Genomic DNA, 721 nt, shown 5'->3' with positions numbered 1-721 from the left:
TATGATCCAATATCAAAGGAAATGATAGCATTGAAGGATGAGACTAATCCAATTGAGGAGTGGCAGCATATAGAACAGCTAAAGGGTAGTGCTGAAGGAAGCATACGATACCCCGCATGGAATGGGATAATATCACAGGAGGTACTAGACTACCTTTCATCCTACATAAATAGACGCATATAAGTACGCATTTAAGCATAAACACGCACTATGCCGTTCTTCTCATGTATATATATATACAGGCAACACGCAGATATAGGTGCGACGTGAACAGTGAGCTGTATGTGCGCAGCTCGCGTTGCATTTTCGGAAGCGCTCGTTTTCGGAAACGCTTTGAAGTTCCTATTCCGAAGTTCCTATTCTCTAGAAAGTATAGGAACTTCAGAGCGCTTTTGAAAACCAAAAGCGCTCTGAAGACGCACTTTCAAAAAACCAAAAACGCACCGGACTGTAACGAGCTACTAAAATATTGCGAATACCGCTTCCACAAACATTGCTCAAAAGTATCTCTTTGCTATATATCTCTGTGCTATATCCCTATATAACCTACCCATCCACCTTTCGCTCCTTGAACTTGCATCTAAACTCGACCTCTACATTTTTTATGTTTATCTCTAGTGTTACTCTTTAGACAAAAAAATTGTAGTAAGAACTATTCATAGAGTGAATCGAAAACAATACGAAAATGTAAACATTTCCTATACGTAGTATATAGAGACAA

General features: G+C 39.1%; 1 pseudogene. It reads left to right on the top strand.

The features are described 5' to 3' along the window. Nucleotides 1-183: pseudogene (locus tag GO009_RS17575) on the top strand (hypothetical protein); the annotation flags it as partial. Nucleotides 184-721 lie beyond the last annotated feature (538 nt).

This window comes from Allomuricauda sp. TY007 (assembly GCF_010468565.1).
Classification (GTDB): domain Bacteria; phylum Bacteroidota; class Bacteroidia; order Flavobacteriales; family Flavobacteriaceae; genus Flagellimonas.
The sequence above is the reverse complement of the archived record's forward strand: the minus strand, read 5'-3'. Positions and strand labels throughout refer to the sequence as shown.